The following is a 9,464-nucleotide window of genomic DNA, read 5'->3' on the forward strand; positions in this document are numbered from 1 at the left end:
GCGCAGGGCAGGGCCGGGCGCGGCGGGCACCCAGGCAACGCGGGACAGCGTGAAGGAGCGGATGCCGGCTGACGTTGGGATGCTTCACGCGAAGCCGGATGCGGGCACGGGGCGGCCTTCGCCGTGATGGACGAGGGGCTGACCGGGCTGGTCCTGTTCACGGTGGTGGTGGCGGCGCTGTCCACGGCGCTCATCCTTGTGCCGGGCGTGGCGGCGGCGTACGCGCTGGCGCGGTGGAAGGGCCCGGGACGGGGCGTGGTGGAGACGGTGCTGGCGCTGCCCCTGGTGTTGCCGCCGACGGCGGTGGGGCTGGTGCTGCTGGAGCTGCTGGCGCGGGACTCGATGCTGGGGCGGTGGCTGGACCGGCTGGGCGTGGAGGTGGTGTTCACGCCGAAGGCCGTGGTGCTGGCGAGCGCCGTGATGGCGTTCCCGCTGCTGGTGCGCTCGGCGCGCGCGGGCTTCGAGGAGGTGGATCCACGGCTGGTGGCGGTGGCGCGCACGCTGGGCGACACGCGCGTGCGGGCCTTCTTCCGGGTGACGTTGCCGCTCGCCTGGCGCGGCGTGCTCACGGGCGCGCTGCTCGCGTTCTCACGAGCGCTGGGGGAGTTCGGTGCCACGGTGTTGGTCGCGGGCAACATCCCGGGGCACACGCAGACGCTGTCGCTGGCCATCTTCCAGCGCACGCAGACAGGGCAGGACGCGGAGGCATTGAAGCTCGCGGGCGTGGCGGTGGTGCTCGCCTTCGGGGTCATGTACGTGACGGAAGTGGTGACGCGGCGGCGTGGTGCGCGGGGGCTCGCGTGAGGAAGCGCGCGACCGCGCAGGCGCACCTGTCCGGGTGGAGCACTCGCGTGTCAGCGATGACGGGACCGACGGGAGGAGCGCGCCCGTGATGGAGCTGTCATTGCGCCTGCCGTTGGCACGTTTCACCCTGGAGGTCGAGGCGCGCTTCACGTCCGCGTCGGTGGCGGTGCTGGGGCGCTCGGGCTCCGGGAAGACGTCGTTGCTCGAAGTGCTCGCGGGGCTGCGGCGCGGCGCTCGCGGTCGCGTGGTGGTGGGTGGCCGCGTGCTGCTCGACAGCGCTGCCGGCGTGGACGTGCCGCCCGAGTCGCGCCGCATGGGCTACGTGCCCCAGGACGCGCTGCTCTTCCCGCACCTCACCGCCGGACAGAATGTGCGCTTCGGCGTGCGCCCCGGGCGACCGTCGCGCGTGGACGAAGCCGTGCACCTGCTGGAGCTGGAGCCGCTGCTGCACCGCTACCCCGTCACCCTGTCGGGAGGCGAGAAACAGCGGGTCGCCCTGGCGCGAGCGCTCGCCACCGACCCCGCGCTGCTGCTGTTGGATGAGCCGCTGGCCGCGCTCGACATCGCGTTGAAGGAGCGCGTGTTGCCCTACCTGTTGCGCGTGCGCGACGAGGCTCACGTGCCCCTGCTGTACGTGACACATCAACTGGGAGAGGCGCGGGTGCTCGCCCACGAGGCCCTGCTGCTGGACGGCGGCGCGGTGCGCGCGGTCGGGGCCGCGGACAAGGTGCTGGGCACGGCCGCGCGCGGCCTGCTCACCGGCGAACCCGAGGAGAACATCCTGGAGGGCACGCTGGAGCACCCCGAAGCCGGAGGCACGAGGCTGCTCATCACGGAGGGACTGTCCCTCTGGGTCCCGGACGCGCCTGGCCTTCCCACGGGCACACGCGCCGCCTACGCGGTCCCGGCCGAGGACATCCTCTTGTCCACGGGGCCGCTGACCGGCATCTCCGCGCGCAACGTGCTGGAAGGCACCGTGGCGAAGCTGGAGGACGCCGGGGCAGGGGAGTGCGCGACCCACGTGGACGTGGCGGGCGTGCGCTGGGTGGTGCGACTCACGCACGCCGCCGTGCGCGAATTGAACCTCGCACCGGCCCTGCGCGTGTACCTCGCGGTGAAGTCCGCCGCCTGCCGCCGGCTGGCGAGCCGGGCGCTCTCCTAGCCCGCGCGGGCCAACGCTTCGAACATGCGGTGCAGGGGCTCCATCCGGTCGAGTGCGTCCCGGAGGCTGCGCTCGATGTCCGCGCTCTGGACCTGCTCCAGGTCCGCCGGATGCTCGTCGCGCTCCAGCGCGTTCAGCAGGCCATAGAGCTCCTCGCAGGTCCTGCTGGCGTTGGACGCATCCAACTGCTGGCCACCCTCATCGAGGAAGGCCGCCCAGGAGAGGTCCCCGTGGCGATAGCGGAGGAAGAGGCACGCCAGGTACTCCGCGTTGTGCTCGTCCGACCCCATGGGATCGGCCCGCTGACACGCAGCCGTGATGAGCAGCCCCTGGGCAACGCGGACGTCCCGGGTCATGCACAGCTCAAGCAGCCAGAGCGGCGGCGAGTCCAGCTTCAACACCCACGCGTCGGCCCAGGGGACGACATGCCGCAGCCCGATGAGGCCTGCGTCCACCATCGTCGCGATCGTGTACACGGTGCGGAGGTCGAAAGGCGAAGCGTCCATGGCTCGAAGGCTACCGCCAGAAGGCGCGGGGGCATGTCCCCGTCACCGCTTCGTCCCTGCCTTCTTCGAGCCACCGCGCGCCGCCGGCTTCGCGTGATACCCCTCCACGAGCATCCCCAGGGAATGCGCCAGCGACATCGCCGTCTCCTGTGGGACGCGGGTGTCCTTCAATTTGTTGCGCGCCGGATCCAGCAGGAGGCCCGTCGTCCCGGTGAAGTCGGTCCGGGTGAGGGTGCAGCCGCGGAAGTTGCTGCCCGTGAGGTCCGTGCCGGTGAAGTCCGCGTCCGTCAGGTCCATGTCGAAGAAGTTCGCCTCCTTCGCCACGCAGCGCACGAAGGCCGTCTGCCGCAGGCCCAGCCCCACGAACGAGCAGTAGGGCAGGCCGCACTCCTCGAAAGCCACCTCCGGGTTCGCCGCCACGCCCGACCAGTCAATGCCCATCAGCTTCGAGCCCTCGAAGCGCACGTCCCGCAGACGGATGGCATTGAAGTTCGCGCGGGTGAGGTTGCAGCCCTTGAAGACGCAGACCTCCAGCTGGCTGTCCTTCCAGCGCCCCTCCTGGAGCTGGCAGTCCTGGAAGGTGCACCGGTAGAACTCCTTGCCGCTCAGGTCGATGCCCTGGAGGTCCAGGTCCGCGAACGTCTCGTTCTCGAACGAGTCCTCTTGCTGGAGCCGCCGCAGCAGGGCGGCGGACCTCTCTTCTTCCGGGGTCACGGGCGCACGGTCCTTCCTCGCGGGGATGCCAGAATCCGCCGGGCCTTATACCGGGGGCCTGCTTCCACCGCAGCCAGGATGACGCCCCACCGCGAGGACCCGGAGCCGTGTGGGCGCACCGGGTCCCCGCGAGTGCGAAGCTACTTCGCTACGAGTACCAGCACGCCCCGGCCGCACAGGCCATAGGACGCGTTCTCGGCGCCAACGTCGTCCGCGGTGCCCGGGTTGAGCAGCACCTGGTTGGCGCCCCGGCTCTCGATCCACGAGCAGGTGTCCGTCACGCGGTACCACCTCTTGTTCGTGCCCGGCCACGGCAGGATGAAGTTCACGTTGGCGGACCAGCCGTTGTAGGCCACGTAGATGGCGCCCACCGTGTCACCGAACTCGCTGGCGTCGATGCGGTACGCGAGCGCGTGGTTGCCCGCGTCGTCGAAGTACGCCGCGTTGGGCACGGTGCCGTCGGGCTTGAACCAGCGGTGCTGCTCCATCACGTTCCCGTTGGTGTCTGACGCGCTGTAGAAGTTCGCGGGACGCAGCGCGGGGTGCGCCTTGCGGAACGCGATGAGGTTCTGGGTGAACGCGCGGAAGTTGGACTGGTCCGTGCTCCACGAATAGTTCAGCCAGTTCTGGTTCGAATCCAGGTTGTAGACGTTGTTGTTGCAGCGCTGCGAGCGCAGGAACTCGTCGCCGCCCGTCAGCATGGGCACGCCCGCGCTCAGCATCATGAACGCCATCCCGTTGCGTGCCGCCTGCCGCTGCAACGTCGCGCTGCCGCCCTGGTCCCAGCTGTGGTTGCTGTCCTCGCCGCCGTCGGACGGGCCGTAGGGCCACGACTGGAGGTTGTCCTTGCTGTTGCACGAGTACAGGTCCTTCAGGGTGAAGCCGTCGTGGGCCACCATGAAGTTCACCGACGCGGCCGGCTTGCGCGTGTCATCCCCATACAGGTCCGACGAGCCCGTGAAGCGCGTGGCCAGCTGCCCCGGCGTCACCGCCTCCGAGCCCATCTGGTTCTGGTCCTTGCGGAAGGTGTCGCGGAAGATGCCGTTCCACTCCTTCCACTTCGCCGGGAAGTTGCCCACCTGGTAGGAGTTGCCGCCAATGGCCCAGGGCTCCGCGACGAAGTCCGTGCCCGCGCCGCCTCCGTCCGGACGCGGATCCAACAGGGTGACGATCTTATTGAGCGCCGTGCCCGTGTTGTCGCGGTTGTAGTTGAAGCCGCCGTGCTCGACGGTGTTGCCCAGCACCGACGCCAGGTCGAAGCGGAAGCCGTCCACGCCCAGCGTGTCCTTCCAGTACGACAGCGAATGGAGGATGACGTTCTGGGCCGTGGGGTTGAACGTGTTGAAGTTGCCGCCCACGCCAGTGTTGTCATAGTTGAACTGCTTGTCCGCCGTGAGGCTGTAGTACGTGGGGTTGTCCAGGCCCCGGTACGTCATGACGTTGTACGTGCTGGAGTCGCCGTTGTTCCACCCGCCGCCTTCGCCGGTGTGGTTGTAGACCACGTCCACCATCACCTTGATGCCCGCGTCGTGGAAGGCCTTCACCATCGCCTTGAACTCACGCGTGGGGCCGCCCGCGCTCTTGTCGCAGGAATAGCGGCGGTCCGGCGCGAAGTAGCTGAGGTTCATGTAACCCCAGTAGTTGTCGCCCGTGGTGGTGGTGGGCGCGAAGTCGTTGTTGTCGTTGTCCGTCTCGTGCAGCGGCAGGAACTCCACCGCGGTGACGCCCAGCGCCGCCAGCTGCGCGGCCTTCTGGCCCGCCGTCTTGTAGGTGCCCAGACAGGCGGCATCCAGCCCGGAGCCGGTGTCCTGCTTCGTCAGGCCGCGCAGGTGCACCTCATAGACGACGTCGTCCTTGAAGGCGCGCGTGGGCTTGGTGCCGGTGGCGACGGTCTCCGGCGGCAGCACGACGCCCTTGGGCGCGAACGGGCCGCTGTCCTTGTAGCGGTGCAGGGGGCCGGAGGCGAACACCGTGGCGTCCTGGTTGCTGGGGTTCACCGGGTCGTGGCTCAGCTCCAGCGCGTACGGGTCCCAGAGCACCTTGTTCGGGTTGAAGCGGTTGCCCTGGGTGTCCACGTCGAAGAGGAAGCCCGCCGAGGTGTTCGTCTTCGACCAGGTGGAGGTGTAGGGCCAGTTGGGCCCCCACGCGCGGTAGCCGTAGTAGACGGTCCCGGTGAGGTTGTAGGTGGAGCCCTTCAGCGTGGCGACGGAGACGGACTTGGACCAGATGTTCGTGGCCGCGTCCTTGGTCATCACGTACTTCACCGTCTCCTGCGCGCCCAGGGGCGTCTTGTAGATCCACACCTCGATGCGCTCGGCGCGTGAGGAATAGACGCGGAAGTCGATGTTGGCCTGCGTGGCGTCGTACTTCGCGCCCAGGGTCCAGGTGAGCAGCTCCTGGGACTGCTGCGCCGGCTCCACGGCGGCGGTGGCTTCCGGGGCGGGGGCTGCGTCAGGCGTATCCGTGGCGGCGCAGGAGACCAGCGCCGAGGCAAGGCCCGCGGCGACGGCGAGGTGATGCCACCGCGAGAGCCAGGGGCTCCGGCGGTGACGACGGGAAGGGGTCATCATGGATGTGGCTCCAGACGCGGCAAGCGGGGTTCACGAACGCTGCAAGCCCACCGGGCCCGCGACTGCCCGGGGCCATCCGGTTCAGCACCGCCGCGCAGGTGAAGTCAATCGAGGGCCCCCGGATACATGTCGCCCGTGTGTCAACCCGGGGCGTGCGACGTGGCCCGGTGCGTCAGGGTGAGCGCACTTCGACGGCTTGTCCGGTTCTTCAGCGTGCGATAGCGCAGGGGGTCCGGTCAGTCCCCGCGGCCCCTGCTCACGCGTCGAACTCCACCCTCGAACCTTCGGAAGCCGCAATGCCCTACACGAGCGCGCAGTGCATCGGATACCAGGTCAATACCTTCCCCGCCCTGGCGATGGGGACGACCTACGGCAAGAAGTATCTCGGAGGCACGAAGGCACAGCCCGACATCCGGGGCCGGTGCCACATCATGCGGGAGGCCATCAAGACGGCCGCCGCGGATCCGGCCGTGAGGAAGTCCTCGTCCATCCTGAAGATCTTCATGGCGCCCGAGTTCTACTTCCATGACATCAACGGGGCCTATCCCATCGAGGACGTCTCGCTGATCATGGAGACGCTCCGCGTCTTCACGCGACAGGCCCAGTTCAAGGACTGGCTCTTCGTCTTCGGGACGGCCATCGCCTATCTGGACACCGGCTCCGACAAGGAGGTCTTCAACATCGCCATGGTCCAGCGCGGAGGCACGGACGAGCTCGGTCCCGAGGCCAGCCTGATTGTCTACAAGGAGTTCATCTCCCACGTGGACTTCATCCGGCTCCCCACCTACGAGACCACGAAGAACTGCTTCAACTGCGGGGCGCCGAACCACGTCTTCACCGAGGGGTTCGAAGGCTGGAAGCGCACCACGTTTCGCAGTGCCCTGGTGGGGAAGCCCACGGACACGATGAGCGTCCTGCGTCCGACGGAGGGGTCGCGGGACACGCTGACCCGGCGCGAAGAGGCCGTCGGGCCGGGGCGGGAGCAGACGAAGACGGGCCTGGGGGGCCAGGGCGCGTTCACCATGGCGGGCATCCATTTCGGGCTGGAGGTCTGCCTGGACCATGCCCGCTCCCGGCTGCGCTCCTCCCCGCCCAAGGGGGGAGAGTTCTACCCGCAGATCCACCTCATCCCGTCGGGAGGGATGAGCATCATGGAGCCCAGCATCGCCTGCCAGCAGTGGGGGCTGGTCTTCAACGTGGATGCCACGCACACCGCGCTGACGCGCAACACGAGCTTCTACCGCACGCCGGTCGCCGAGCATCACGTGGGCGTCCTTCCCGGGCCCGTGACGGTCGGCAGCTATCCTCCGGCGAAGGCCATCGCGCTCAACCTGGCGGGCACGGCCCCCAAGTGGAACAGCTATTTCAACGACCAGGGCATCATCAACATCTTCCAGGCGTTGAAGATCCCCAAGGCTGAAGCGCACAAGCAATGACAGGCGCACCGCGCGGCGGGGGTTCAAGAAACCCGGCTCGTGCCCAGCGCCTCCATCTCCGCCCACTCCTGAAGGTAGACGTCTCCCTCGTCCCCGGCGGAGACCACGCGGGCGCCGTCCTCCGAGACCGCGACGTCCCAGACGCGCCCCTCGTGGACCTTCTCCGCGTAGCGGCAGGCGCCGGTCTCCAGGTCGATGCTGGTGACGTACCCGGCCCGGCTGCCCAGCACGACGATGGGGAGCCGGGGATGGAACGCGTGGCAGGTGTACGCGGTCCGCTCCGGGCCCAGCTCCTCCGGGGCCGCGCGACGGGCGTTGGCGAGCACCCAGGCTGCGGAGCCTCCGGTGCCCACGAGCGAGAGGTAATGGCCCGGGGCGTCGAGCGCCAGCAGCTGCGTCCCGCGCACGGACCACGGCTCCAGGACCTTCACCAGGCTTCGTGAGTCCACGTCGAGCAACGCGACCTGTCCCCCGTCCCATCCCGTCACCGCCAGCCTCTTGCCGTCCGGACTGAGCGCCACCGCCTCCGCCTTGAGGCTGGGATGGGACTCGCCCACGGTCCACACGCTCCGCCCGTCGGTGGTGTCGAGCACCTCCACCTGCGCGCCGAGCACGGCGGCGCGAGGCGCATGCCGTGCCACGGAGACGCCGCGCGTTCCCGGGCGCAGGGGCTGGACCCTGCCGCCCGTCCCCCGGTCGAGCAGCACGGTGTTCCTCTGGAAGTCCGTCACCACCAGCCGGTCGTCCTCCGAGGCGAAGCGCGCGAAGGTGGCGTCCGCGGCGAGCTGCGCGCCCCAGTGTTCGAGGACGCGCAGGTCGTCCCAGGCCCGCAGCTCCAACCGCTCGGGGGCGTTCACGGCGTGCCTCGCGATGAGCACCGCCTGCCCGTCCCGGGACAGGTCCACGGACCGGGTCGCGTACACCTCGCTGCCCTGCTGCACCGCACGTCGTCCCACGTGAGACCTCCGTCAGAAGGGGATGGGCTGGCCTGCCTCGTTGAGGAAGACGAAGGGCTGGTTGTCGATGGTCGCCGCGTTCTTGCGTCCGCCCTCGGCATGGCTGCTGGTGAAGTCCGATCCCACCTCGTGAGGCTGGAACGGCACGCCTCCCTTGGACCGGTTCGGGCCCAGCAGCATCGCCTGCGGTGGGTGCGGCGGCTTGCTCACCGCGTCGTTGCGGGACTGGTCGTTCGAGTTGTAGCCCTCGGCCGCCCAGTGGACCCCCAGCGGTGGGTCGTGGTCCGCGTCGTACAGGCTGTGGGTGACGGACGAGAGCGCGAAGGTCGGTGACAGCACGAACGTGTCCGGAATCTTCCCGTCCACCTTGAGCCGCCGCCAATCCGCCTGGGCCTGGGCGGGGTTGGTGGTGAGCTTGAGCATCACCGTGCGGACCTCGCTCTGGACCTTGCTCGCGAACTTCGTACGGATGTCCTTGCTGACCTTCGTCCAACCGCTGCCCCGGTCGTAGAGCTGCTTGCGGATCAGATACCCCGGGGGCAGCCGCCTCCGGGCCGGCTTGAACATCCGGTGCAGCGCATGGATGTCATATTTCTCCAGGCCCTTGAGCGACTGGACGATCTGCGCCATGCGGACGCCCGCGAAGCCCTCGTAGTCGAGGGTCCCGGTGCCGCCGCGCGGGTCCTTGCCCCCGGCGATGGTCCAGTCCTGGCGCATGCTGTCGAGCCCATCCCCGGCGCGCTTCAGGTCGCCGAGGATCTTCCGCTTCTGGGAGTCGTGGCGACCGCTGTTCTCCACCTCCGTTTTGGCATTGCCGAGCTGGCCGCGGAGCAGACCTTCGCCCGCGCTGGCCATGTAGATGTCGACCTTCTTCCCGTCGAACTTCGCCGTGAGCGTGTGGCCCTCCGGGCCCATGGCGAAGCCCTTCTTGACCACGCCGTGGGTCGGCGCGCCGTCCTTCCCCGCCCCGGCGCCACCGCCGCGTCCGAAGAGCTTCTTGACCCAGGCCCACGCCTTCTTGAGCCAGCCAAGCACGGCGGCGCGGACCTTCGCCTGCACCTTGGTGATGAACTCGCGGATCTTCGCGGAGATGCCGCCCAGGCCGATGAGCCGCGCGAGGAAGCCGATGACGATGGGAATGAGGCTCGCGAGCGCGTTCTCGATCCACTTCGCCGCGCCACCGATGGCGCCCGTCGCAATCGCATGCAGCGAGTTCACGATGGCTTCGATGAGGGCGAGGATGCGCGAGGCATTCTCGATGACCCACATCACCACGTTGTAGATGGCGAGGACGGCCTGGACGAAGGCACCGGCCG

At 68.9% G+C, this 9,464-nt stretch carries 8 protein-coding genes; 3 read left to right on the forward strand and 5 right to left on the reverse strand.

What is annotated here, in order from left to right:
• The first annotated feature begins 126 nt into the window (after positions 1–126).
• Positions 127–804 carry a molybdate ABC transporter permease subunit gene (gene modB, locus D7V93_RS29280; RefSeq protein ID WP_120646522.1) on the forward strand — a complete coding sequence of 226 codons (678 nt, stop codon included), beginning with the start codon at positions 127–129 and terminating at the stop codon, positions 802–804.
• 88 nt (positions 805–892) lie between these two features.
• Positions 893–1,966, forward strand: a complete 1,074-nt coding sequence (modC, locus tag D7V93_RS29285) for a molybdenum ABC transporter ATP-binding protein (RefSeq protein WP_120646523.1) — start codon at positions 893–895, stop codon at positions 1,964–1,966.
• Here the strand turns inward: modC and D7V93_RS29290 are convergent.
• The 3 genes from D7V93_RS29290 to D7V93_RS29300 all read right to left on the reverse strand — a co-directional run bounded on the left by D7V93_RS29290 (position 1,963) and on the right by D7V93_RS29300 (position 5,756).
• Positions 1,963–2,472 (reverse strand): hypothetical protein, encoded by a 510-nt coding sequence (locus D7V93_RS29290; protein ID WP_120646524.1) that lies wholly within the window; start codon positions 2,470–2,472, stop codon positions 1,963–1,965. The two genes, modC and D7V93_RS29290, sit on opposite strands and share 4 nt — an antisense overlap.
• Before the next feature lie 42 nt (positions 2,473–2,514).
• Positions 2,515–3,186 (reverse strand): pentapeptide repeat-containing protein, encoded by a 672-nt coding sequence (locus D7V93_RS29295; RefSeq protein ID WP_208723184.1) that lies wholly within the window; start codon positions 3,184–3,186, stop codon positions 2,515–2,517.
• Between the two features lie 140 nt (positions 3,187–3,326).
• On the reverse strand, positions 3,327–5,756 hold the full coding sequence (locus tag D7V93_RS29300) for an isoamylase (protein WP_120646525.1): 2,430 nt from the start codon (positions 5,754–5,756) through the stop codon (positions 3,327–3,329).
• 296 nt (positions 5,757–6,052) lie between these two features.
• Here D7V93_RS29300 and D7V93_RS29305 point away from each other — a divergent pair, with 296 nt between their 5' ends.
• Positions 6,053–7,192, forward strand: coding sequence for a hypothetical protein (locus D7V93_RS29305; RefSeq protein ID WP_120646526.1), 1,140 nt, complete (start codon positions 6,053–6,055; stop codon positions 7,190–7,192).
• A 23-nt stretch (positions 7,193–7,215) separates the two neighbouring features.
• Here D7V93_RS29305 and D7V93_RS29310 read toward each other — a convergent pair whose 3' ends face one another.
• Together D7V93_RS29310 and D7V93_RS45265 are read right to left on the reverse strand one after the other, a co-directional pair.
• Positions 7,216–8,148, reverse strand: a complete 933-nt coding sequence (locus D7V93_RS29310; RefSeq protein ID WP_147451392.1) for a WD40 repeat domain-containing protein — start codon at positions 8,146–8,148, stop codon at positions 7,216–7,218.
• 12 nt (positions 8,149–8,160) lie between these two features.
• Positions 8,161–9,464 (reverse strand): hypothetical protein (locus D7V93_RS45265; RefSeq protein WP_208723185.1); only part of this gene is annotated, 1,304 nt, incomplete at its 5' end.

The organism is Corallococcus llansteffanensis (assembly GCF_003612055.1).
GTDB lineage: Bacteria > Myxococcota > Myxococcia > Myxococcales > Myxococcaceae > Corallococcus > Corallococcus llansteffanensis.

Excerpts from the sequence above, each read along its gene's own strand:
- modC (WP_120646523.1), top strand. The coding sequence starts at position 893 with ATGGAGCTGTCATTGCGCCTGCCGTTGGCACGTTTCACCCTGGAGGTC.
- D7V93_RS29300 (WP_120646525.1), bottom strand. The coding sequence starts at position 5,756 with ATGATGACCCCTTCCCGTCGTCACCGCCGGAGCCCCTGGCTCTCGCGG.
- D7V93_RS29290 (WP_120646524.1), bottom strand. The coding sequence starts at position 2,472 with ATGGACGCTTCGCCTTTCGACCTCCGCACCGTGTACACGATCGCGACG.
- modB (WP_120646522.1), top strand. The coding sequence starts at position 127 with ATGGACGAGGGGCTGACCGGGCTGGTCCTGTTCACGGTGGTGGTGGCG.
- D7V93_RS29305 (WP_120646526.1), top strand. The coding sequence starts at position 6,053 with ATGCCCTACACGAGCGCGCAGTGCATCGGATACCAGGTCAATACCTTC.